General features: G+C 67.4%; 24 protein-coding genes. 12 read left to right on the forward strand and 12 right to left on the reverse strand.

Annotated features, from left to right (window positions below; genetic code table 11):
• Positions 1-2: 2 nt before the first annotated feature.
• Entirely contained in the window at positions 3-902 is a 900-nt protein-coding gene (gene xerD, locus AC07X5_RS24730; protein ID WP_494772274.1) for a site-specific tyrosine recombinase XerD, read from the forward strand.
• Between the two features lie 89 nt (positions 903-991).
• Positions 992-1,945, forward strand: coding sequence for a Bug family tripartite tricarboxylate transporter substrate binding protein (locus tag AC07X5_RS24735; RefSeq protein WP_494772344.1), 954 nt, complete (start codon positions 992-994; stop codon positions 1,943-1,945).
• A 66-nt stretch (positions 1,946-2,011) separates the two neighbouring features.
• On the opposite strand, the gene AC07X5_RS24740 is transcribed toward AC07X5_RS24735, so the two are convergent.
• The 3 genes from AC07X5_RS24740 to AC07X5_RS24750 form a co-directional block, all read right to left on the reverse strand.
• The gene (locus AC07X5_RS24740; protein ID WP_409960465.1) at positions 2,012-3,292 is read right to left on the reverse strand and encodes an EAL and HDOD domain-containing protein; all 1,281 of its coding nucleotides are present in this window, start codon (positions 3,290-3,292) and stop codon (positions 2,012-2,014) included.
• A 102-nt stretch (positions 3,293-3,394) separates the two neighbouring features.
• Entirely contained in the window at positions 3,395-4,666 is a 1,272-nt protein-coding gene (locus AC07X5_RS24745) for an EAL and HDOD domain-containing protein (RefSeq protein WP_494772275.1), read from the reverse strand.
• Between the two features lie 73 nt (positions 4,667-4,739).
• Positions 4,740-5,543: a ferritin-like domain-containing protein gene (locus tag AC07X5_RS24750; protein WP_409960467.1), complete on the reverse strand. Its 804-nt coding sequence runs from the start codon at positions 5,541-5,543 to the stop codon at positions 4,740-4,742.
• A 103-nt stretch (positions 5,544-5,646) separates the two neighbouring features.
• On the opposite strand from AC07X5_RS24750, the gene AC07X5_RS24755 reads away from it, so the two are divergent.
• From AC07X5_RS24755 to AC07X5_RS24765, 3 genes are all read left to right on the forward strand, one after another.
• Positions 5,647-6,171 carry a gamma carbonic anhydrase family protein gene (locus tag AC07X5_RS24755; RefSeq protein WP_494772276.1) on the forward strand — a complete coding sequence of 175 codons (525 nt, stop codon included), beginning with the start codon at positions 5,647-5,649 and terminating at the stop codon, positions 6,169-6,171.
• Positions 6,172-6,216: 45 nt separating this feature from the next.
• On the forward strand, positions 6,217-7,209 hold the full coding sequence (hslO, locus tag AC07X5_RS24760; protein ID WP_494772277.1) for an Hsp33 family molecular chaperone HslO: 993 nt from the start codon (positions 6,217-6,219) through the stop codon (positions 7,207-7,209).
• A 111-nt stretch (positions 7,210-7,320) separates the two neighbouring features.
• Entirely contained in the window at positions 7,321-7,812 is a 492-nt protein-coding gene (locus tag AC07X5_RS24765) for a CZB domain-containing protein (protein ID WP_409960470.1), read from the forward strand.
• Here AC07X5_RS24765 and AC07X5_RS24770 read toward each other — a convergent pair.
• From AC07X5_RS24770 to pyrG, 6 genes are all read right to left on the reverse strand, one after another.
• Entirely contained in the window at positions 7,772-8,293 is a 522-nt protein-coding gene (locus AC07X5_RS24770; RefSeq protein WP_494772278.1) for a hypothetical protein, read from the reverse strand. The two genes, AC07X5_RS24765 and AC07X5_RS24770, sit on opposite strands and share 41 nt — an antisense overlap.
• 20 nt (positions 8,294-8,313) lie before the next feature.
• Positions 8,314-8,592, reverse strand: coding sequence for a septum formation initiator family protein (locus tag AC07X5_RS24775; RefSeq protein ID WP_409960472.1), 279 nt, complete (start codon positions 8,590-8,592; stop codon positions 8,314-8,316).
• Positions 8,593-8,686: 94 nt separating this feature from the next.
• A complete protein-coding gene (gene eno / locus AC07X5_RS24780; RefSeq protein ID WP_409960473.1) occupies positions 8,687-9,973 on the reverse strand; it encodes a phosphopyruvate hydratase in 1,287 nt (428 codons plus the stop codon).
• A 148-nt stretch (positions 9,974-10,121) separates the two neighbouring features.
• Entirely contained in the window at positions 10,122-10,412 is a 291-nt protein-coding gene (locus tag AC07X5_RS24785; protein WP_007859228.1) for a DUF1330 domain-containing protein, read from the reverse strand.
• A 6-nt stretch (positions 10,413-10,418) separates the two neighbouring features.
• Positions 10,419-11,276, reverse strand: coding sequence for a 3-deoxy-8-phosphooctulonate synthase (gene kdsA, locus AC07X5_RS24790; protein WP_494772279.1), 858 nt, complete (start codon positions 11,274-11,276; stop codon positions 10,419-10,421).
• Between the two features lie 39 nt (positions 11,277-11,315).
• Complete coding sequence (gene pyrG, locus AC07X5_RS24795) at positions 11,316-12,989, reverse strand: CTP synthase (protein WP_409960474.1); 1,674 nt, start codon at positions 12,987-12,989, stop codon at positions 11,316-11,318.
• 113 nt (positions 12,990-13,102) lie between these two features.
• On the opposite strand from pyrG, the gene coaBC reads away from it, so the two are divergent.
• From coaBC to AC07X5_RS24815, 4 genes are all read left to right on the forward strand, one after another.
• Complete coding sequence (coaBC, locus tag AC07X5_RS24800; RefSeq protein WP_494772280.1) at positions 13,103-14,326, forward strand: bifunctional phosphopantothenoylcysteine decarboxylase/phosphopantothenate--cysteine ligase CoaBC; 1,224 nt, start codon at positions 13,103-13,105, stop codon at positions 14,324-14,326.
• Between the two features lie 49 nt (positions 14,327-14,375).
• Complete coding sequence (locus AC07X5_RS24805) at positions 14,376-14,867, forward strand: hypothetical protein (RefSeq protein WP_494772281.1); 492 nt, start codon at positions 14,376-14,378, stop codon at positions 14,865-14,867.
• Positions 14,864-15,310: a dUTP diphosphatase gene (gene dut, locus AC07X5_RS24810; protein ID WP_494772282.1), complete on the forward strand. Its 447-nt coding sequence runs from the start codon at positions 14,864-14,866 to the stop codon at positions 15,308-15,310. Before AC07X5_RS24805 ends, dut begins: the two co-directional genes overlap by 4 nt.
• Before the next feature lie 219 nt (positions 15,311-15,529).
• On the forward strand, positions 15,530-16,033 hold the full coding sequence (locus tag AC07X5_RS24815) for an outer membrane lipoprotein (RefSeq protein ID WP_494772283.1): 504 nt from the start codon (positions 15,530-15,532) through the stop codon (positions 16,031-16,033).
• Between the two features lie 70 nt (positions 16,034-16,103).
• Here the strand turns inward: AC07X5_RS24815 and AC07X5_RS24820 are convergent, their stop codons facing one another.
• Positions 16,104-16,628 carry an FKBP-type peptidyl-prolyl cis-trans isomerase gene (locus AC07X5_RS24820; protein WP_494772284.1) on the reverse strand — a complete coding sequence of 175 codons (525 nt, stop codon included), beginning with the start codon at positions 16,626-16,628 and terminating at the stop codon, positions 16,104-16,106.
• A gap of 53 nt (positions 16,629-16,681) precedes the next feature.
• Between AC07X5_RS24820 and AC07X5_RS24825 the strand changes: the two genes are divergently transcribed.
• The 3 genes from AC07X5_RS24825 (at position 16,682) to AC07X5_RS24835 (ending at position 18,815) form a co-directional block, all read left to right on the forward strand.
• Entirely contained in the window at positions 16,682-17,821 is a 1,140-nt protein-coding gene (locus AC07X5_RS24825; RefSeq protein ID WP_494772285.1) for a JmjC domain-containing protein, read from the forward strand.
• A 2-nt stretch (positions 17,822-17,823) separates the two neighbouring features.
• Positions 17,824-18,351, forward strand: a complete 528-nt coding sequence (locus AC07X5_RS24830) for a hypothetical protein (RefSeq protein WP_494772286.1) — start codon at positions 17,824-17,826, stop codon at positions 18,349-18,351.
• Positions 18,352-18,566: 215 nt separating this feature from the next.
• Positions 18,567-18,815, forward strand: a complete 249-nt coding sequence (locus AC07X5_RS24835) for a hypothetical protein (protein ID WP_494772287.1) — start codon at positions 18,567-18,569, stop codon at positions 18,813-18,815.
• 89 nt (positions 18,816-18,904) lie between these two features.
• Here the strand turns inward: AC07X5_RS24835 and AC07X5_RS24840 are convergent, their stop codons facing one another.
• Positions 18,905-19,741, reverse strand: a complete 837-nt coding sequence (locus AC07X5_RS24840) for an MBL fold metallo-hydrolase (protein WP_494772288.1) — start codon at positions 19,739-19,741, stop codon at positions 18,905-18,907.
• A 70-nt stretch (positions 19,742-19,811) separates the two neighbouring features.
• Complete coding sequence (gene bamC, locus AC07X5_RS24845; protein WP_494772289.1) at positions 19,812-20,909, reverse strand: NlpB/DapX family lipoprotein; 1,098 nt, start codon at positions 20,907-20,909, stop codon at positions 19,812-19,814.
• Positions 20,910-20,929 lie beyond the last annotated feature (20 nt).

Raw genomic sequence — 20,929 nt, forward strand, 5'->3', positions numbered from 1 at the left:
GCATGCTCACCGCCAGCCTGAATGCGATCGATACCTTTGTGGATGCCCTCTGGCTGGAGGATGGCCTGTCGCGCAACACCCTGGCGGCCTACCGGCGCGACCTCACGCTGTACGCGCAGTGGCTGGCCAAGCACCACCCTGAAATGGCGCTCGACGGCACCGCCGAGCAGCACCTGCAAGGCTACTTCGCGGCGCGCCATGGCGAGACCCGCGCCACCTCGGCCAACCGGCGCCTCACGGTGCTCAGGCGCTACTTCCACTGGGCGCTGCGCGAGCGCCGCATCAGCGCCGACCCCACCGTGCGCCTGCAGGCAGCGCGCCAGCCCCTGCGCGTGCCCAAGACCCTGTCGCAGGCCCAGGTGGAGGCATTGCTCACCGCCCCCGACCTGGGCAACCCGCTGGGCCTGCGCGACCGCACCATGCTGGAGCTGATGTACGCCAGCGGCCTGCGCGTGACCGAGCTGGTCACGCTCAAGACCTTCCAGCTGGGGCTCAATGAAGGCGTGCTGCGCGTCACCGGCAAGGGCAGCAAGGAGCGGCTCGTGCCCTTTGGTGAGGAGGCACGGGCCTGGCTGCAGCGCTACCTGGCCGAGGCGCGCGGCGCCATCCTCGGCGGGCAGCAGACCGACGACCTGTTCGTGACCCAGCGCGGCGCCGGCATGACGCGGGTGATGTTCTGGGTCATCGTGAAGAAGTGGGCGGCTGTGGCCGGCATCACCACGCCGCTGTCGCCGCACACGCTGCGCCATGCCTTCGCCACCCACCTGCTCAACCACGGCGCCGACCTGCGCGTGGTGCAACTGCTGCTGGGGCACGCCGACATTTCCACCACCACCATCTACACCCATGTGGCGCGCGAGCGGCTCAAGGCGCTGCACGCGCAGCACCACCCGCGCGGCTGAACACATCCCATCACCAGGAAAGAACCAACATGGCAATCCAAGACAACCACCACGCCGTCAACACGGGCCGGCGCACTGCGCTCGCGGCCATGGCCAGCGGCGCTGCGGCCCTGCTGGCGCCCGGCCTGCTGCATGCCCAGGCACCCGCCTGGCCCGCGCGCCCGGTGCGCATCGTCGTGGCCTACCCGGCCGGCGGGGTCAGCGATGTGGTCGCGCGCCTGCTGGCCGACAAGCTCTCGCCCGTGCTTGGCCAGCCCGTGGTGATCGAGAACAAGGCCGGCGCCAGCGGCAGCATCGGCCTGGATGCGGTCGCCAAGGCCACCGACGGCCACACGCTGGGCTTTGCCGCCATCAGCCCCCTGGCGCTGAACCCCCACCTGGGCACATCGCCCTTCGATCCCGCCAAGGACATCGTGCCCGTGGCCAGCGTGATGTACTCGCCCGTGCTGTTGCTGGGCACGGCGGCCAGCAGCGCGCGCGACTTCCGTGATCTGCTGGCGCAGGCCAAGGCCAAGCCGGGCGCCATCCGCTGGGCCACTTCGGGCCAGGCGTCGCTGGGCCACATCATGCTGGAGCAGGTGATGCATACCGCCAGCGTGCAGATGACGCACATCCCCTACAAGGGCGGCGGCCAGCAGATGAACGACGCGCTCAGCGGCCAGTTCGAGATCCTCTCCACCAACGCCGGGCCGGCCGTGCTGCAGCACATCAAGGCCGGCAAGCTCAAGGCCCTGGCCGTGGGGGCGCCGGATCGGCTCGACACCCTGCCCGACGTGCCCACGCTGGCCGAGCTGGGCCAGGGCGCGGCCAACCTGTCCTCGCTGTTCGGTGTGTTCGCGCCGGCCGGCATGCCGGCCGCCGTGGTGGCGCGCCTGAACGTCGAGATCAACAAGGTGCTGGCCCTGCCCGACGTGCGCGCCAAGCTCGACGCCTCCGACAACGTGCCCCTGGGCGGCACGGCGGCCGACTTCGGCAAGCGCATCGCCATGGAATCCGAGGCCAACCTGCGCATCATCCGCGCGGCGGGCATCAAGGGGCAGTGACGGGTTTTGACCACGCGAAAATGACAAAGGGGAGCCGAGGCTCCCCTTTTTATGCGCCGCGCAGGCTCAATCAGCGTTGAGGCTTTCGGCCCAGGTCAGGGCCTGCAGGTGGGCCCAGTTGACCTGGCGGTTGGACAGGTGCAGGGCCTCGGCCATGCGCGCGAACACCACCTCGTCGCCGCTCTCGCAGGCCTTGGTGAGTTCCAGGAACGGCGCGAACACGCCCGTGTTGTGCAGTAGCGCATCGGTCACGGGCTGGGGCAGGGCCACGGATTCGAGGGCCTTCTCGATGGGCACGTTGAGCATGGTGTCCAGCAGCGAGAACACGCCCACCACGAAAGCGTTGTCGCAATCCTCGGGGGGCAGCAGTTCGGTGGCCAGCAGCTCCATCAGGCGGCCACGCACCACGGCGGTCTGGCCCACGGCCGGTGGCGAACCATCGGCACGCGAGGTGGTCATGAGCAGGGCGGCCCAGCGGAACAGCTTTTTCAGGCCCAGGATCATCACCGCGTGGCGGAACGAGGTGATCTCGCACGACAGTCCGAAGCCCGAGGAGTTGATGAAGCGCAGCAGGTTGAAGGACAGCGTGGGGTCCTTCTTGAGCAGGTCTTCGATCTCGGCCGTGCTGGCCTGTTTGCGCACCAGGTTGATCAGCTGGATGATGGTGGCCTGCGAGGGCCGGATGGTCGTGGCCTTGACCAGCGAGGGCTTGGCGAACCAGAAGCCCTGGAACAGCTTCACGCCCAGGTCGGACATCATCTTGAACTGCTCGGGCGTTTCCACCTTTTCGGCCACCAGCGTGGCCTTGGCGTAGTTGCCGGCAAACTTGACCAGGGGCGCGGCCAGCTCGGGCTTGAAGGCCTGCATGTCGAGCTTGATGTAGGACGCCAGCGGCATCCAGTTGGCATAGGCACGGCGCAGGGCATGCTGGTTGAACGCCAGGCGAAAGCCGCGCGTGCGCAGCGACTCGAGCACGGGCACGCGGCCGTCGATCTCTTCCTGGGTGGCGCTGTCGGCCAGGGGCGGCACTTCGAGTACCACCTTTTCGGGGTGGATCAGCTCCAGGTGGCCGCCGGCCAGGCTGTCGTGCGTGCAGTTGATGAAGACGGTCTTCTTGCCCACCAGGGCTTCGGTGCCCGCATAGGACAGGGCGTTGAACAGCAGCGCCGCATCGCTGGCGGCCGTGTGCGAGGCGCTGGCGGTGGAACGGTCGAACAACTCGTAGCCGTACACGGCACGGTGCTGGTCCACGATGGGCTGGCGCGCAATGATGGCCAGGTTGCTGTCTTCGACGTTTTCCTGGGTCGGGTCGACTTCGGGTGCGGCGTGTTCAGGTGTGGTCGACATGGGGCGCTTGCGGTAGATGGGGCGAAAGGGGTTGCTGAGGGGATTCTAGACCCGCTCCTGCAATCCTTCTGTATGCAAAAAGCACGCCCCCGTGCCGCAAGGTCAATCCTCGGTCAACTGGTCGGCCCAGGCCAGGGCCTGCAGGTGGGCCAGGTTGATCTGCTGGCTGGTCAGGTGCAGGGTGCCGGCAGCGCGATGGAACACGGCGTCGTCGCTGGATTCGCAGGCCTCGGCCAGGTTCAGCAGGTCCCCGAGGAAACCCTCGCGGCGCAGCAGCGCGGCGGCGGATGCCTCAGGCACATTGAGCAGACCGATGGCCGATTGCATGGGGATGGAAAGCATCACGTCCAGCAGCGAGAAGATGCCCACCACGAAAGCCTGGTCGGCCTCGTCGGGGGGCAGGGTCTCCAGGGCCAGCAGCTCCATCAGGCGCCCGCGCACCACGGCGGTCTGGCCCACGGAGGAGGGCGCGCCGCTGGTGCGCGATGCGGTGAGCAGCAGCGCGGCCCAGCGGAACAGCTTTTTCAGGCCCATGAGCATCACCGCCTGGCGGAAGGAGGTGATCTCGCGGTTCATGCCGAAACCGGCCGAATTGATCAGGCGCATGAGGTTGAAGGCCAGGCCAGCATCCTTCTTGAGCACTTCCTCGATCTCGTCGGTGCTGGCCTGCTGGCGCACCAGGTTGATCAGCTGGATGATGGCGCTTTGCGACGGCGTGAGCAGCTTGGCCTCGACCAGTGCCGGGCGGGCGAACCAGTACCCCTGGAACAGCTGCACGCCCTGGGTGGACACCATGTCGTACTGCTGGGCGGTTTCCACCTTCTCGGCAATGAGTTCGGCCTGGGAGTGGCGCCCGGCATAGCTGATCAGCACTGCCAGTTGGTCGGCCGCCAGTACCGACAGGTCGAGCTTGATGTAGTCGGCCAGCGGCAGCCAGGGAGCATAGGTCGACTGCAGCACCGTGTGGTTGAACGCCAGGTGAAAACCGCGGTCGCGCAGGCCGGTGAGAATCGGCAGGCGCGCCGCCACCTCCTCGCTCGCCGCGTGGCCCAGGGGGGGGATCTCCAGCACCACCTTGTCGGGGTCCAGCAGCTCCAGGTGGCCGCCCGAGAGGCTTTCGTGCGTGCAGTTCACGAAGATCAGTTTCTTGCCGACGAGTTCTTCGGTGCCCGCATGCGAGAGGGCATTGAAGATCAGTATCACGTCGCTGGCCGCCGTGTGCGCAGCTTCGGTGCGCGAGCGGTTGAACAGCTCGTAGCCGACCACGACCTGCTGGCCATTGACGATGGCCTGGCGCGCGATCATTGCCACGGACGACTGGCCAGGCGCAGTGCTGGCAGGGTAGGTTCTTCCATGGGCAGGATGGGTGGGCATGGATCGTGGATGCGTTGGCTGGACATGGGGGATGAAAGGGCGCGAAGCATTGTAGGGAAGATCGTGGACACGTTCAGCCCTGCTGCAGCCATGCCAGTTCGGCGTCGGTGAATCCCGCCGCACGGCGCGCGCTGTCGTTGAAAGGGGGCTTCAGGCGTGGCGCCTCGTACTGGCGCACCAGCACGCCGTAGTGGGCTTCGGGCTCCAGGCCTTCGCGCGTGCACAGCCAGCGGTACCAGTGGTTGCCGATGGCCACGTGGCCGACCTCGTCGCGCAGGATGGTATCGAGGATGTCCACGGCCGCCAGCGCATCGGGCGTGCCCACCTGGCGCAGCTTGCGCTGGATCAGGGGCGTGGCGTCGAGCCCGCGCGCCTCCAGCGTGCGCGGCACCAGGGCCATGCGCGCCACGATGTCGTGCTGGGTCTTCTCGCACATGGTCCACAGGCCCTGGTGGGCCGGGAAGTCGCCATAGTCGTGGCCCTGGGCGCGCAGGTGCGCGCGCAGCAGGCCGAAGTGGGTGGCCTCCTCGGCAGCCACGCGCAGCCAGTCCAGGTAGTAGGCGCCGGGCATGCCGTCGAAGCGCCAGATGGCATCGAGCGCCAGGTTGATGGCGTTGAACTCGATGTGGGCGATGGCGTGCAGCAGGACGGCCCGGCCTTCGGGCGTGGCGGGCGAGCGGCGCGCCACCTCGGTGTGGCGCAGCAGCAGGGGGCGCTCGGGGCGGCCGGGCAGCACGCCGGCATCCGCGGGGCCGGCAGGGGCTTTTTCTGCTATCGAAAAATGAGCTGCCTGCGCATGCAGGCTAAGCGACTGCGCCGCTTTTTGTTCGGGGTCTGCAAGGCACAAGACCTGCAGTGCACGTTGGCGAAGCTCCATCCTTACAATTCTAGGCCCTGCCTTTGCGCAACGCTGCAAACGCTTTGTAACCATTGGCAGGCCCCCGGTGCGAACAATACTTCCCTTGTCTGGAGACTGCGGTATGGCGATTTACGAACTCGATGGTGCGATTCCCCAGGTGGCCGCTTCGGCCTGGGTGGCCGACAGCGCCCAGGTCATGGGCAACGTGGTGCTGGGCGAGGACGCGAGCGTCTGGTTCGGCACCGTGGTGCGCGGCGACACGGAAAGCATCACCATCGGCGCCGGCTCCAACATCCAGGACGCCAGCGTGCTGCACGCCGACATCGGCAAGCCGCTGGTGGTGGGCGAGCGCGTGACCGTGGGCCACCAGGTCATGCTGCACGGCTGCACCATCGGCGACGAGTCGCTGATCGGCATCGGTGCCATCGTGCTCAATGGCGCCAAGATCGGCAAGCACTGCCTGGTAGGTGCCGGCGCGCTGGTGACCGAAGGCAAGGAGTTTCCCGATGGCTCCATGATCATCGGCAGCCCCGCCAAGGCGGTGCGCGAACTGTCTCCCGAGCAGATCGAAGGCCTGCGCCAGAGCGCGCAGCACTACATCGACAATGCGCGCCGCTTTCACAGCGGTCTGCACCGGATCGCCTGAGCACTTTTCTCGGCTGATCCCCGTATTTGACTGGAACCCTTTCGCGTGTCTGAACTTCACAAATTCCTTTTCGATGGCCTGCCCGTGCGCGGCATGCTGGTGCGCCTGACCGACGCCTGGACCGACATCCTGCGCCGGCGTGCCGGCAACACGGCCACCGGCGCCTATGCCGCCCCCGTCACCGAGCTGCTCGGCGAGATGGCGGCGGCCGGCGTGCTGATGCAGTCGAACATCAAGTTCAATGGCGCGCTGATCCTGCAGGTGTTCGGCGATGGCCCGGTGAAGCTGGCCGTGGCCGAGGTGCAGTCCGACCTCTCCTTGCGCGCCACTGCCACGGTCACCAGCGAAGTGCCGGCCGACGCGCGCCTGAGCCAGATGGTCAACGTGGGCGGCAGTGGGCGCTGCGCCATCACGCTCGATCCCAAGAACCGCCACCCCGGCCAGCAGCCCTACCAGGGCGTGGTGCCGCTGCATGGCGACCACCACGAAAAGCTCGAACGCCTGTCGGACGTGCTGCAGCACTACATGCTGCAGTCCGAGCAGCTCGACACCGTGCTGGTGCTGGGCGCCAACGAGCAGGTGGCGGCCGGCCTGCTGATCCAGCGCATGCCCATCAAGGGCGAGGGCAACCTGGCCGAGGGCCTCTCGCACCGCGAGAACGAAGACCAGATTGGCCACAACGAGGACTACAACCGCATTGCCCACCTGGCTGCCAGCCTGACGCGCGAAGAATTGCTGAGCCTGGATGTGGACACCATCCTGCGCCGCCTGTTCTGGGAGGAAAAGCTGTTGCGCTTTACCCCCCAGCAGGGCGATACGGGCCCGCGCTTTGCCTGCACCTGCAGCCGCGAGCGCGTGGGCAACATGCTGCGCAACCTGGGCGCGGCCGAGTCCGAGAGCATCCTGGCCGAGCGCGGCGAGATCGAGGTGGGCTGCGAATTCTGCGGCCAGCAGTACCGCTTCGACGCGGTGGACGCGGCGCAGATCTTCGTGGAGCCGGCCATCATCCAGCCCCAGGGACCCACGGGCATGCAGTAGCCGGGGCGCCGCCACGCGGGGTGTGGTTGCTCATCTGACCATCGTTGACAATCGTGGCCGCCGCGCGGGCCGTGGCAGGTCTACCATGAAGGCCTGTACCAAAGGTGTGTCATGGGGTTTATCAGTCGCGTCATGGGCTTCTCGGCCCGCAACAGGGCAGTGCCGCCGCTGGCGCTGTACGAGAGTTCGCTCGCGCAGGACTCCCGGCGTGCCGACACGGTGCTCGCCGTGCTCGACCTCGATGCCGCCATCAACGCCCATGAGCGCTGGAAAGAGCGGCTGATGGACTACCTCGAAGGCCGCTCGGCCAAGGGGCTGGACCCGGCCATGGTGCGCCGTACCGACCAGGACGCCCTGGGCCGTTGGCTGCACGGCGTGGGCGCCGAGCTGCTGGGCGACCGCCCGGCCTTCACGCTGCTGGTGGCGCGCCACCAGTACTTCCACGAACAGGCCGCCACCATCGTCGAGCTGGCGCAGCAGGGCGAATGGCCGCGCGTGGTCCAGGTGCTCAATGGCGGCTACCGCCACGGCTCCAGCCAGGTGGTGCTGCTGCTCAAGGAGCTCAAGCGCAGCCTTGCGCAGGAGGCCGCGTCAGCGCAGTGAACAGCCGGTGCTCGCACACCGGGTCGCTGCATTTCTCGCACCCATAGGCGCGCAGCCGGGCTGCGCGGGCTTCGCTGTGCGCCGAAGAAGCCTGCTCCCCGATGGCCTGGTTCCCCAGCAGCGGGCCCAGCGCACGCAGCACACTGGCCAGGCGTGCCGGCCCCTGGCCGTACACCACGCGGTAGGCGATGGCCTGGGCGCCGAGCGTGGCGCGCAACTGGGCATCCAGGGCCTGCCGGGGCTCTTGCTCCGCCGCCGGGCAGGGCAGGTCCAGTCCCATCAGCAGGGTGATTTGCGCGCCCTGGTGCGCCTGCAGTGCGGCAGCCACGTGTACGGCATCGCCGGCGGCAACGGCCTGTGCCAGCAGGGAGTGGGTGAGCGTCAGAGGGGCGGGCGCTGCGCCCAGGTGCGGCGCGAGGGCCTCGGCCAGCGCATGGGTGCCGGTGCCGGGGGCACCCAGCAGCACGATGGTGGAGGTCACGGGAAGGGTGTCCACCGCGCTCAGCGCGGCGTGAACTGCACGTAGATCTCGTTGGGCCGCACCATGCCCAGCTCGCTGCGCGCCTTTTCCTCGACCATGTCCAGGCCTTCCTTGAGGTCGTGCACCTCGGAGCTCAGGCGCTCGTTGGCCTGCTGTGCCTGGGCATTGGCGGCCTTTTGCACGTCGATCTGGCGCTGCATCTCGTTCACGCGCGGCAGGCTGCCGCGCCCCAGCCAGAGCTGGGCGTGCACGGCTGCCAGCAGGGCCAGCAGCACGACCGGAACGAGGCGGTTGACCATGGTGGCGCCAGCTTACCTGTTTGCGCGCAGGAACGGCCGCCCGCGGCCGGAGGCCGTCGGCAGGGCAGGCGGCCGGACCGGCATGCGGGCAGGCTCAGCGCAGGTTGTAGAACGCGGCGCGGCCGGGGTAGTGCGCGATGTCGCCCAGGTCTTCCTCGATGCGCAGCAGCTGGTTGTACTTGGCGATGCGGTCCGAGCGCGACAGCGAGCCGGTCTTGATCTGGCCGGCGTTGGTGCCCACGGCGATGTCGGCGATGGTGCTGTCCTCGGTCTCGCCCGAGCGGTGCGAGATCACGGCGGTGTAGCCGGCGCGCTTGGCCATCTCGATGGCGGCGAAGGTCTCGGTCAGCGTGCCGATCTGGTTGATCTTGATCAGGATCGAGTTGCCGATGTGCTTGTCGATGCCTTCCTTGAGGATCTTGGTGTTGGTCACGAACAGATCGTCGCCCACCAGCTGCACGTTCTTGCCCAGGCGCTCGGTCAGGATCTTCCAGCCATCCCAGTCGCCTTCGTGCATGCCGTCTTCGATGCTGATGATGGGGTACTTGTCGCACCAGCTGGCCAGCATGTCGGTCCACTGCGTGGCCGTCAGCTTGAGGCCGCCTTCGCCTTCCAGCACGTAGTGGCCGTCCTTGTAGAACTCGCTGGCCGCGCAATCCAGGCCCAGGGCGATCTGCTCGCCTGCGGTGTAGCCGGCGGCTTCGATGGCCTGCAGGATCAGCACGATGGCGGCTTCATGGTTCTCGACGCTCGGTGCAAAGCCGCCTTCGTCGCCCACGGCGGTGCTGATGCCCTTGTCGTGCAGGATCTTCTTCAGGGCATGGAACACCTCGGCGCCCCAGCGCAGGGCTTCGCGGAAGGTGGGGGCGCCCACGGGGATGATCATGAACTCCTGCAGGTCCAGGCTGTTGTTGGCGTGTGCGCCGCCATTGATCACGTTCATCATGGGCACGGGCAGCTGCATGCTGCCCATGCCGCCCAGGTAGCGGTACAGCGGCAGGCCGGACTCTTCGGCTGCGGCGCGGGCCACGGCCATGGACACGGCCAGCATGGCGTTGGCGCCCAGGCGGCTCTTGTTGTCGGTGCCATCGAGGTCGATCAGCGTCTTGTCCAGGAAAGCCTGCTCGGAGGCATCCAGGCCCAGCACGGCCTCGGAGATCTCGGTGTTGATGTGCTCCACCGCCTTGAGCACGCCCTTGCCCAGGTAGCGGCTCTTGTCGCCATCGCGCATTTCGATGGCCTCGCGGCTGCCGGTGGACGCGCCCGAAGGCACGGCCGCACGGCCCATCACGCCCGACTCCAGCAGCACGTCGCACTCGACGGTGGGGTTGCCGCGGCTGTCCAGCACTTCGCGGCCTACGATGTCAACAATGGCACTCATGATCTTCCTTGAGGGTTTTTGAAATTCATCCAGACAGGCATGGGGCAGGTGGAATCCAGCCAGAACTGATGCTGTCGCGCGTCGGTCGCGATTCTATGCTACCGATTTGATAGTAATTAAGGGGTCCGGGTACGAACCGGGTACGGACTCAGACGCCTTCGACGCACACCATGCGCATGATCGCAGCGCCTTCGCGCGCCGCCTTGGCCTTCTGGTACTCGGGCGTATCGTAGAAGGCGCGGGCCGCCTCGAAGCTCGGGAACTTGAGGATCACCGTGCGGCCGGGGTTCCAGTCACCCTCGAGCACCTCGACCTTGCCGCCGCGCACGCACACTTCGGCGCCGTGGGCCTGCATGGCGATGGTGCTCCACTTGCGGTACTCCTCGTACTGCGTGGGGTTGGTGACGGTGACGGATGCGATGACGTAACCACTGCTCATGATGTCTCAGGCTCCAAAGTTGTTTTCGAGAAAACCGTTCTTCTTGGTGATGCCGTCCAGGGCCACCAGGGTCTCCAGCAGCGCCTTCATGTGCTTCAGGGGCACGGCGTTGGGGCCGTCGGACAGGGCCTTGGCCGGGTCCGGGTGGGTTTCCATGAACAGGCCGGCCACGCCCACGGCCACGGCCGCGCGCGCCAGCACCGGCACCATTTCGCGCTGGCCGCCGCTGCTGGTGCCGTTGCCGCCGGGCAGCTGCACCGAGTGCGTGGCGTCGAACACCACCGGGGCATTCGTCTCGCGCATGATGGACAGGCTGCGCATGTCCGACACCAGGTTGTTGTAGCCAAAGCTCGCGCCGCGCTCGCAGGCCATGAAGGCGTCCTCGGGCAGGCCGGCTTCCTTGGCGGCAGCGCGGGCCTTGTCGATCACGTTCTTCATGTCGTGGGGCGCAAGGAACTGGCCCTTCTTGATGTTCACCGGCTTGCCCGACTGCGCCACGGCGCGGATGAAGTCGGTCTGGCGGCACAGGAAGGCAGGCGTCTGCAGCACGTCGACCACCTTGGCGGCCTCGGTGATGTCGTCCTCGGTGTGCACGTCGGTGAGCACCGGCACGTTGAGGTCCTTGCGGATCTTGGCCAGGATCTCCAGGCCCTTCTCACGCCCCGGGCCGCGAAAGCTCGTGCCCGAGGAGCGGTTGGCCTTGTCGAAGCTGCTCTTGAAGATGAACGGGATGCCCAGCGATCCCGTGATCTCCTTGAGCTGCCCGGCCACGTCCATCTGCAGTTGCTCGGACTCGATCACGCAGGGGCCTGCGATGAGGAAGAAGCGTTGGTCGAGGCCGACGTCGAAGCCGCAGAGTTTCATGGCAAGGTCTCTTTTCTTCTGTGGGTTTTGCGCAGTCAGTCAGGCCGCCACCGCGGGCTTTTGCTGCAGGCTCTTCTGGTGCTCCACCGCCGCCTTGATGAAGGCGTTGAACAGCGGGTGGCCGTTCCAGGGCGTGGACTTGAACTCGGGGTGGAACTGCACGCCGATGAACCAGGGGTGTACGCTCTTGGGCAGCTCCACGATCTCGGTGAGCTGCTCGCGCTGCGTCAGCGCCGAGATCACCAGGCCCGCCTTGCGCAGCTGGTCCAGGTAGTTCACATTGGCTTCGTAGCGGTGGCGGTGGCGCTCGGTCACGATGTTGCCGTAGATCTCGTGCGCCAGCGTGCCGGCCGAAACGTCCGAGCTCTGCGCGCCCAGGCGCATGGTACCGCCCAGGTCGGAGTTCTCGTCGCGCTGCTTGATGGTGCCGTCGGCGTCCTTCCACTCGGTGATCAGGGCGATCACGGGGTGGGGCGTGGCGGGCTCGAACTCGGTGCTGTTGGCGTCCTTGAGGCCGGCCACATGGCGCGCGTACTCGATGGTCGCGACCTGCATCCCGAGGCAGATGCCCAGGTAGGGCACATGCTGCTCGCGGGCGAAGCGGGCGGTGCTGATCTTGCCTTCCACGCCACGCGCGCCAAAGCCGCCGGGCACCAGGATGGCGTCGTACTTGGCCAGCTTCTCGGCCGCGTCATCGGCGTTGATGGTCTCGGAGTCCACATGCTCGATCTTCACGCGCACGTGGTTCTTCATGCCGGCGTGGCGCAGTGCCTCGTTCACCGACTTGTAGCTGTCCGACAGGTCCACGTACTTGCCGACCATGGCGATGGTCACTTCACCTTGCGGGTGCTCGGTCTCGTACACCAGCTGGTCCCAGCGCTTGAGGCTGGTGGGCGGCGTGTTCAGGCGCAGCTTGTCGCAGATCAGGCCATCCAGGCCCTGCTCGTGCAGCATGCGCGGCACCTTGTAGATGGTGTCCACGTCCCACATGCTGATCACACCCCACTCGGGCACGTTGGTGAACAGCGAGATCTTGCTGCGCTCGTCCTCGGGCATGCGGCGGTCGGCGCGGCACAGCAACGCGTCGGGCTGGATACCGATCTTGCGCAGTTCCTGCACGGTGTGCTGCGTGGGCTTGGTCTTGAGCTCGCCGGCCGCGGCGATCCAGGGCACGTAGGTCAGGTGCACGAAGGCGGCGTTGTTCGGGCCGAGCTTGAGGCTCAGCTGGCGCACGGCCTCCAGGAAGGGCAGGGACTCGATGTCGCCCACGGTGCCGCCGACTTCGACGATGGCCACATCGACCGCATCGTCGGTGCCGACACCGGCGCCGCGCTTGATGTACTCCTGGATTTCATTGGTGACGTGCGGGATCACCTGCACCGTCTTGCCCAGGTAGTCGCCGCGGCGCTCCTTCTCCAGCACGCTCTGGTAGATGCGGCCGGTGGTGAAGTTGTTGGTCTTTTTCATGCGCGTTTCGATGAAACGCTCATAGTGGCCGAGGTCGAGGTCGGTTTCGGCGCCGTCGTCCGTGACGAACACTTCGCCGTGCTGGAACGGGGACATGGTGCCCGGGTCCACGTTGATGTACGGGTCGAGCTTGATGAGGGTGACTTTGAGGCCCCGCGATTCAAGGATCGCGGCAAGGGAGGCTGAGGCGATTCCCTTGCCCAGGGAAGACACCACACCGCCGGTGACGAAGACAAATTTGGTCATGTCTTTTTTGGTGGTGGGAAATCGGGATTATAGATGGCCGCCCGGCACCGGGCCGGGCCAAGGTCTTTCGGGCGTGCCTGCCGGCATGCCGGCCGTCTGCTAAATTCGCGCCCATGAATGAGCTTGCTGGCAAACACATTGTTCTGGGTCTGAGCGGGGGCGTAGCCTGCTACAAGTCGGCCGACCTGTGCCGCCAGCTCATCAAGGAGGGCGCCACCGTGCAGGTGGTGATGACCGAGGCCGCCGCGCAGTTCATCACCCCGGTGACCATGCAGGCCCTGTCGGGACGGCCGGTCTACGGCTCGCAGTGGGATGCGCGCGAGCCCAACAACATGCCCCACATCAACCTGAGCCGCGAGGCCGATGCGATCCTGATCGCGCCCTGCAGCGCCGACTTCATCGCCCGCCTGGTCCAGGGCCGCTCCGACGAGTTGCTGAGCCTGCTGTGCCTGGCCCGTCCCATGGACAAGGTGCCCCTGCTGCTGGCACCGGCCATGAACCGCGAAATGTGGGCCCACCCTGCCACCCAGCGCAATCTGGCCCAGGTGGCCAGGGACGGCGCCCGGGTGCTCGGCGTGGGCAATGGCGACCAGGCCTGCGGCGAAACCGGCGACGGCCGCATGCTGGAGCCGCTGGAGTTGCTGGACGAGCTGATCGCCTTCTGCGCGCCCAAGCCCCTGGCCGGGCGCAAGGTGCTGATCACCGCCGGCCCGACCTTCGAGGCCATCGACCCGGTGCGCGGCATCACCAACCTCTCCAGTGGCAAGATGGGCTTTGCCATCGCCCGCGCCGCGCGCGAGGCGGGTGCCGAGGTGACCCTGGTGGCTGGGCCCGTGCACCTGCCCACGCCGCGCGGCGTGCAGCGCGTCAACGTGCAGTCGGCCCAGCAGATGCTGGCGGCGGTGATGGCGCTGGCGCCCACCTCGTCGGTGTTCGTCGCCACGGCGGCCGTGGCCGACTGGCGGCCGGCCACCCAGGCGGGCGAAAAGATCAAGAAGGATGGCTCGGGCCAGGCGCCGACCCTGGCCTTTGCCGAAAACCCCGACATCCTGGCCACGGTGGCCCAACTGCAAGAGGCGCAATCGGGCGAGCTCTACTGCGTAGGGTTTGCCGCCGAAAGCCATGACCTGCTGGCCCATGCCACGGCCAAGCGCCTGCGCAAGAAAATCCCGCTGCTGGTGGGCAACATCGGTCCCGCCACCTTCGGCCAGGACGACAATGCCCTGCTGCTGGTGGATGAGCACGGCCACCGCGAACTGCCCCTGGCGTCCAAGCGCTCGCTGGCTCAGGGCCTGGTCGCCGAAGTGGCGGCACGCTTGCCGGCACGGCGTGGCTGAGCAGGGCGCGCATCCGATTCCATGATCCCCGGAGGGAGGCCTTGTGAGCATGCACTCGATCAAACCCGAATGGGACACCCCGCCCAATGGCGATTTTGCCAGCTACGTGGAGCGCCTGAGCGCCCAGCAGGCCCTCCAGGCGGGGCGCTCGCAGGCCGCGCATTCGGCCCAGGTGGTGCACCCTGGCGGCGTGGCCCCCGGGTCCGCCCAGGCGGCCGCACGCCGGGCTGCGGCCAGTCCCACGCCCGTGGCCGTGGCATTGCCCCCAGATCTGCTGCAAATGTTGGCCCCGTTCGTCGGCATGGTGCGCATCGCCCGCACCCTGCTGGCCGTGGTTGCGGCGGTGCATGCACTCACGCTGCTGATGGCAGGGCAGGGCTCATGGTTCGTGCTGGCAGTGATGGCCGGCCTGTGGTGGTTCATGGGCATCGTGATCAATGCCGCGTCGGCGGCGGGCACCGTGGTGGTGCCCAAGCCCGTGGCCGTGAAGGAGCGCCAGCGGCAAGCCGCCCAGCAGCGCAAGACAGGAAACAAGAAGTGAAGATTGACGTCAAGATTCTCGATCCGCGCATGGCGGACCAGTTGCCTACCTATGCCACGCCCGGCAGTGCGGGGCTCGACCTGCGGGCCTGCCTTGATGCACCGCTCACCCTCGAACCCAATGCTTGGCAACTGGTGCCTACGGGCATCTCCATCTACCTCAAGGACCCGGGCTACGCCGCGCTGATCCTGCCGCGCTCGGGCCTGGGCCACAAGCACGGCATCGTGCTCGGCAACCTCGTCGGTCTGATCGACAGCGACTACCAGGGCCAGCTCATGGTGAGCGCCTGGAACCGCAGCAGCACCGCCTTCACGCTCGAACCCATGGAGCGCCTGGCGCAGCTGGTCATCGTGCCGGTGGTGCAGGCACAGTTCAATGTGGTCACGGAATTCCCCCCCTCCGAGCGCGGCGAGGGAGGCTACGGCTCCACCGGCAAGGGCTGATCTGTAAGCGCGAGCACAAACGCTTACAAGCGCGGTGCTGGCTTTTCTGTCCTGTAGGTGAGCACTGACGTCACCAGGGTGCGCGGCCTGACGCAGCCATCGGCTGCCAGATGGCGTGGCGGGCGCATCCCCGGTGCTTCAATCTCAGCATTGCTTGGCGGTAAACGCTGCGGTCCCCGCAGCGGCCTGCCCGGCGAGATTCATTCCAGGAGATTTGCCATGACCACCAAGTTCACCCGCATCGCCACCCTGACCGGCTCCCTCGTGCTGATTGCCAGCCTGGCCGCCTGTGGCGCCCCCCCCCGCTCGGAGGAATACTATGCCGGCGGCGGCTACACCACCACGGTGGCGCCCGCCCCGGTCTACAACACGTCGGTCGTCACCGAGTTCGGCCGTGTGGCCAACATCGAGACCACGCACACGCAAGGTTCCGGCCGCACCTCGGGTGCGGGCGCCGTGATCGGTGCGGTGGTCGGCGGCGTGCTGGGCAATGCCGTGGGCGGTGGTTCGGGCCGTGCAGCCGCCACCGCAGTGGGGCTGATCGGCGGCGCCGTGGCCGGCAATGCCGTGGAGCGCCGCAACAACAGCGGCGAATACCTGGGCTACCGCGTTTCCATCCAGCTGGACCAGGGCGGCTACCGCGCCTATGACGTGCCCTCGCCAGGCGATCTGCGCATCGGCGACCGTGTGCGCATGGTCGAAGGCCAGATCCAGCGCATCTGACGCCCTGTCTGCGCCGCAAATGGAACAGGCCCTCGCGAGGGCCTGTTCCATTGTGGCTTTCTGGAAAGGGTCAGTGCAACAGGTCGTTGCCAGGCGCCTGCGGCTGCACACGGAAGAAACCGGTGCCAGCCGTGCCCTGGCCGATCTCGTCCTCGGTCGCTTCGCGCACGGCGTGCACCTGCAACGTGATGCGCAGCGCGATACCGGCCAGCGGGTGGTTGCCGTCCAGCACCACATGCTCGGGGTAGACCTCGGCCACGGTGTAGAGCGCGTCGCGCGGGGCGTCGGGGTTCACGCCTTCGGGCAGGGCTGCGCCATCGAAGGTCATGCCTTCTTCGAGCTCTGCGGGGAACAGCGAGCGCGGCTCCAGGAACAGCATTTGGTCGTTGAAGTCGCCAAAGGCGTCTTCGGGCTCCAGGTGCAGCGCGACGGAGGCGCCCACGCCATGGCCCTGCAAGGCCTCATCGATGCGGGGCAAAAGGTCGTCGCCCCCCACGAGGAACTCCACGGGCTCATCGAGCACATCGAGTTCCTCGCCCAGGGTGTCCTTGAGGATCCAGGTCAGAGCGACCACGCATTGTTCGGTAATTTCCATAGGAGAATTGTCGCAGTTTGACCAACCGCCCCGCAAAGGGCCGCACAGTACCCATGGACGCCCACCAAGCCCTGACCCTTCTGGGGGGCCTTTCCCCTGCCCAGTTCATGCGCCGCCACTGGCACAAGAAGCCCCTGCTGGTGCGCCAGGCCATACCCGGCTTCGTGGCGCCGGTGCAGCGTGCCGCGCTGTTCGACCTGGCCGGGCAGGAGGGCGTGGAGTCGCGCCTGGTGCAGCAGGTCAAGGGCGCCTGGAAGCTGCGCCAGGGCCCGTTCACGCGCCGCGCGCTGCCCTCGCTCAAGCAACCCGACTGGACCCTGCTGGTCCAGGGCGTGGACCTGCACGACCAGGGCGTGCATGCGCTGATGCAGCAGTTCCGCTTCGTGCCCGAGGCGCGCCTGGACGACCTCATGATCAGCTATGCCAGCGATGGCGGCGGCGTGGGCCCGCACTTCGACAGCTACGACGTGTTCCTGCTGCAGGCCCATGGCCGGCGGCGCTGGCGCATCGGCCGCCAGAAGGACCTCACCCTCAAGGACGGCATCCCCCTCAAGGTGCTCGCGAATTTCGAGCCCGAGGAAGAGTTCGTGCTGGAGCCTGGCGATATGCTCTACCTTCCCCCGCTCTATGCGCACGACGGCATTGCCGAAGGCGAGTGCATGACCTATTCCATCGGCTTTCGCGCGCCGGCGCGGGCCGAGCTCGCCAATGAACTGCTGGTGCGCCTGACCGAGGAGGCCGAGGAGGGTGACACCCGCGTGCTCTACCGCGACCCGCGCCAGGAGGCGGTGGAGCAGCCCGCCGCCATCCCGGCCAGCCTGCAGGACTTCGCCCGCGACGCCCTGGCCCGGGCCCTGGCCGAACCGCTGGCGCTGGAGCGCGCCCTGGGCGAGTACCTGACCGAGCCCAAGCCCAACGTCTGGTTCGACCCCGACGAATCCGGCGCCATGATCGAGAGCGTGGTGCTGGACCGGCGCACGCGCATGATGTACGACGCGCACCATGTATTCATCAACGGCGAGAGCTACCGCGCTGGCGGCCGCGATGCCACACTGATGCGCCGCCTGGCCGACCAGCGGCGCCTGTCCGCGCGGGAACTGGCGCGCGCCAGCGACGATGCGCTCCAACTGGTATCGTCCTGGTGCGATGCGGGATGGGCCCACTCCGGTGCCCAGGAGCCGCAGGAGGATTGACCGTGACGCAGGACCCGAGCACCCCACCGTCGGCCGCTTCGCCAGGCGAGCTGCCTTCGGGCCGTTTCGCCAGCCGCGAGACCTTCATCCAACTGGTGCGCGATGCGCTGGCCACCGCGGCGCGCGAGGGCTGGGGAGAGATCGTGCTCAGCGATGCCAATTTCCACGACTGGCCGCTGGGCGAACGCGCGGTGGCCGAATCGCTGCAGGCCTGGGCCAAGACGGGCCGGCGCTTCACCATGCTGGCCGGATCCTACGACGACCTGATCCGCCGCCACGCGCGTTTCGTGCGCTGGCGCGGCACCTGGGACCACATCATCACCTGCCGGCGTGCCGGCTCGGCCGATCCGCTCGACATCCCCAGTGTGTTATGGTCGCCGCAGTGGGTGATGCACCGGCTCGACCCCGAGCGCTGCGTGGGCGTCACGGGCAGCGAGCCTGATCGCCGCGTGCTCGTGCGCGAAACGCTCAATGAATGGCTGCAGGGAAAAAGTGCACCGGGCTTCCCCGCCTCCACCCTGGGCCTGTAGGACAAACGCCCGACTTGGCGTTTCCAGGCCTTGCACCATGTGAAGGCATGGTAAACCTTGCATCGGTGTTAGTCAGTATTGACTAAATGCCAATATAATCGGCGGCTGCGCCGAAATGGTGCTACTCAAGTGCACTGTGCCAATGCGCAAAGGCTTTTTCGGGCCGGGCGCCGTGGCTTTTCAAGATTCTGTCTGTCCACAATAGGAAAATCGCAATGAAGAACTCTCTCGTTCTGGCCGCCCTGATCGCTGCTGCAGCCCTCGCCGCTTGCGGCAAGAAGGAAGAACCCGCTCCAGCACCAGCGCCAGCACCCGTGGAAGCTCCCGCTCCAGCACCTGCACCAGCTGCTTCCGAAGCCGCTCCTGCTGCTTCCGACGCTGCTGCTGCCGCTTCGGACGCTGCTGCTGCCGCCAACGCTGCTGCCACGGCTGCTACCGCTGCTGCCAGCGCTGCTTCGAACTAAGCACGCCTGAACCGCGGCCGGCGCCTGGCGCCGGCCATGGCTCGGAAACCCTGCCCTCGCAAGAGTGCAGGGTTTTTTTTCGCTCGCCCTCAGAACAGGGAGGTGGGCAGCGGCGGCGGGGTCAGTGGCCCTGTGGGCGTGGGCTGTTCACCCACGGTCAGCCAGCCCGTTCCCTGGGCCTGGTCGGCCACCACGATGAGCTCGGGTGCCCACTGCAGTGCACCCGCAAGCGCCTGCCGGGCCAGTTCGGGCGTGTTGTTGCGCGCGCTCAGGTGGGCGGCCACCACCCATTGCAGGCCATCGTGCCGCACGGCCTGCACGATGGCGGCCGTGGCCTGGTTGGCCAGGTGGCCGTAGGCACCGCCCACCCGGCGCTTGAGGAAGGCCGGGTAGGCCGAGGCGGCCAGCAGGTCCGGATCGTGATTGGCCTCGATGAACAGCGCGTGGCAGCCTGCCACCTGCTGCAGTACGTGGGACGAGGCATGGCCCAGGTCGGTGAGCAGCGCCAGGTCGTGGGCGCCATCGGTGCAGCGCAGCTGCAGGGGCTCGCGCGCATCGTGGGGCACCGTGAAGGGGCGAAACGACAGCGGGCCCAGCTCGATGGCCTGCATGTCCTGCGCCAGGTGCAGCAGCCCATCGAAATCGGGCGCGCCGATGGCCATGTGCGTGCCCTGGCTCATCCACACAGGGATGCGGTGGCGCAGCGCGAGCGCGTGCGCGCAGCCGATGTGGTCAGAGTGTTCGTGGGTGATGAACAGGCCGTCGATCTGGCCGATCTGCAGTCCGGCCGCCGCCAGGCGGGTTTCGAGCTGGCGCGGGCCGATGCCGCAATCGACCAGCAGGCGCCGGGTGTGCAGGCCGTCGCTGGCCTCCACCACGGTGGCGTTGCCAGCGCTGCCGCTGGCGAGGTTCTTCAAACGCAGCATGGAGAAATGAAGAGCGCCTGGGCACCACCCCGAGGGATGGCGTCCAGGCGCCGCAGGGTGGGGTGTCCGTTTACTTCAGCTCGTCTGCAATCACGCGCAGGATGCGCTCGGCGTTGGCCGAGGATTCGGGCGAGCCGCCCTCGTTGAGCACCGACACGGTGGTCGACTCCGCCTGGCTGCGCACCACGATGCGGTACTTGAGCGGCGGCACGGCGGCTGGCGAGCGGCTGAACAGCTTGCCGAAGAAGCCCTGCTCCTTCTTGTCCGCGTTGGGTGCGACGTAGCGCACGAAGTACACGCCTTCATTGCGGTTGCGGTCTTCCACGGTGAAGCCGGTGCGGTCCAGCGCCACGCCGACACGGCGCCAGGCGCGGTCGAAGCCCTCGTTGATCTGCACCACGGGTACATTGTTCACATTGGCCACCGTGGCCGATTGCGCCACCGGTGCGGCGGAGGCTGCCACGACGGCCTTGGACTGCTCCTGGCTCACGCCCAGCCGGACCATCAGGCGGCGCAGGAATTCGGTTTCCAGCTCGGGGTCGGCTGCACGGGGCTGCCAGACGGTCTGGTCCTTGGTGGTGTTGCTGTAGACCTCGATCATGCCGCGGTGCGTGATGTAGACCTCGGTGCCGCCAGCGGCGTTGCGCTCCAGGCGGGTGCGGAAGCGGTCACGCTCGCCGGTGGAGTACAGCGAGTCGATGACCTTGCCCAGCGTGGAGCGGATCAGGTCCTGCGGCAGCTTGGCGCGGTTCTCGGCCCAGTCGGTCTCCATGATGCCCAGGTTGGCCTGGTCCAGGTCCAGCGTGAAGCCGTTCTCCAGCCAGAAGTCGCGCACGGGCTCCCACAGCTTGTCCGCCGGGCGGTCGATCACCAGCCAGCGCTTGTTGCCTTCGCGCATGATGCGCACGTCGCCCAGTTGCGCGGCGGCCGCGTTGGCCGTGCCCGAGGGCTGGGCCGCCTGGCTGGCCTGCAGGGCTGCGGCCGACACGGCGCCGCCCGGCACGTTGTAGCGGGAGTCGCGCGAGAGCTGGGTCAGGTCCGGAGGCACCTCCAGCGTGGAGCCCTTGGCGGCGCTCTTGTAATCGATCTTGTCGCCTTCGAGGGCGGAGCAGGCGGACAGTGCCAGGGCGAGGGCCAGCAGGCCCACTCGGGTAGTAACAGCGTTCACGCGAATATCCTTGGAGTGTC

The sequence above is a fragment of the Acidovorax sp. GW458-11-26-14-TSB4 genome, assembly GCF_059423865.1.

Excerpts from the sequence above, each read along its gene's own strand:
- AC07X5_RS24815 (WP_494772283.1), top strand. The coding sequence starts at position 15,530 with ATGACCACCAAGTTCACCCGCATCGCCACCCTGACCGGCTCCCTCGTG.
- AC07X5_RS24735 (WP_494772344.1), top strand. The coding sequence starts at position 992 with ATGGCCAGCGGCGCTGCGGCCCTGCTGGCGCCCGGCCTGCTGCATGCC.
- AC07X5_RS24835 (WP_494772287.1), top strand. The coding sequence starts at position 18,567 with ATGAAGAACTCTCTCGTTCTGGCCGCCCTGATCGCTGCTGCAGCCCTC.
- coaBC (WP_494772280.1), top strand. The coding sequence starts at position 13,103 with ATGAATGAGCTTGCTGGCAAACACATTGTTCTGGGTCTGAGCGGGGGC.
- AC07X5_RS24765 (WP_409960470.1), top strand. The coding sequence starts at position 7,321 with ATGGGGTTTATCAGTCGCGTCATGGGCTTCTCGGCCCGCAACAGGGCA.
- AC07X5_RS24825 (WP_494772285.1), top strand. The coding sequence starts at position 16,682 with ATGGACGCCCACCAAGCCCTGACCCTTCTGGGGGGCCTTTCCCCTGCC.
- kdsA (WP_494772279.1), bottom strand. The coding sequence starts at position 11,276 with ATGAAACTCTGCGGCTTCGACGTCGGCCTCGACCAACGCTTCTTCCTC.
- AC07X5_RS24785 (WP_007859228.1), bottom strand. The coding sequence starts at position 10,412 with ATGAGCAGTGGTTACGTCATCGCATCCGTCACCGTCACCAACCCCACG.
- xerD (WP_494772274.1), top strand. The coding sequence starts at position 3 with ATGCTCACCGCCAGCCTGAATGCGATCGATACCTTTGTGGATGCCCTC.
- AC07X5_RS24740 (WP_409960465.1), bottom strand. The coding sequence starts at position 3,292 with ATGTCGACCACACCTGAACACGCCGCACCCGAAGTCGACCCGACCCAG.
- AC07X5_RS24755 (WP_494772276.1), top strand. The coding sequence starts at position 5,647 with ATGGCGATTTACGAACTCGATGGTGCGATTCCCCAGGTGGCCGCTTCG.
- AC07X5_RS24775 (WP_409960472.1), bottom strand. The coding sequence starts at position 8,592 with ATGGTCAACCGCCTCGTTCCGGTCGTGCTGCTGGCCCTGCTGGCAGCC.
- AC07X5_RS24745 (WP_494772275.1), bottom strand. The coding sequence starts at position 4,666 with ATGCCCACCCATCCTGCCCATGGAAGAACCTACCCTGCCAGCACTGCG.
- pyrG (WP_409960474.1), bottom strand. The coding sequence starts at position 12,989 with ATGACCAAATTTGTCTTCGTCACCGGCGGTGTGGTGTCTTCCCTGGGC.
- AC07X5_RS24805 (WP_494772281.1), top strand. The coding sequence starts at position 14,376 with ATGCACTCGATCAAACCCGAATGGGACACCCCGCCCAATGGCGATTTT.
- AC07X5_RS24750 (WP_409960467.1), bottom strand. The coding sequence starts at position 5,543 with ATGGAGCTTCGCCAACGTGCACTGCAGGTCTTGTGCCTTGCAGACCCC.
- eno (WP_409960473.1), bottom strand. The coding sequence starts at position 9,973 with ATGAGTGCCATTGTTGACATCGTAGGCCGCGAAGTGCTGGACAGCCGC.
- AC07X5_RS24840 (WP_494772288.1), bottom strand. The coding sequence starts at position 19,741 with ATGCTGCGTTTGAAGAACCTCGCCAGCGGCAGCGCTGGCAACGCCACC.
- AC07X5_RS24820 (WP_494772284.1), bottom strand. The coding sequence starts at position 16,628 with ATGGAAATTACCGAACAATGCGTGGTCGCTCTGACCTGGATCCTCAAG.